This window comes from Xenorhabdus khoisanae (assembly GCF_001037465.1).
Lineage (GTDB): Bacteria > Pseudomonadota > Gammaproteobacteria > Enterobacterales > Enterobacteriaceae > Xenorhabdus > Xenorhabdus khoisanae.
On record NZ_LFCV01000234.1, the window covers coordinates 1 to 442 of the forward strand.

1 protein-coding gene is annotated in these 442 nt (G+C 47.1%); it reads right to left on the bottom strand.

Annotated elements, in window-relative coordinates; all coding sequences use genetic code 11:
* A partial coding sequence (locus AB204_RS20430) for a terminase large subunit domain-containing protein (RefSeq protein WP_235428162.1) occupies positions 1-442 on the bottom strand: 442 nt, incomplete at both ends.

Consider the following 442-nt stretch of genomic DNA (forward strand, 5'->3'; position numbering starts at 1 on the left):
GCGTTTGGTTAACATCTCTGTCCATTGTGATGGAATGCCCCGCGCCTTTTGGATAGTGTCATGTAAAGCGGTACTGTCTACGGATACATTGAGATTGGGATTCGCTTTTATCCAGAGCGTTTCATCATCAATTTCTTTCTCGTCGTCCAACTCATAAATCAGGGCAAACAACGATTCATTTTGCTCTTCGCCTGCCAGTATCTGGCAACAATAATCATAATGCTGCTTACAGGCCGATATCACGTTACTGCCTGCCGTGGTAATGGCAAACAGAATACCTTCTGGACGTGCGCCCATGCCTAATTCAAGGGCAGAGTAAACCGCGTTATCCGGGTGTAAATGGTACTCATCGACAATAGCCAGACTGGGGTTAGTGCCCTCAATCGTTGAGGCTTTGGCTGCCAGTGGCTTTAGCAGGCTGTTACTCTTTGCATAAGTCACT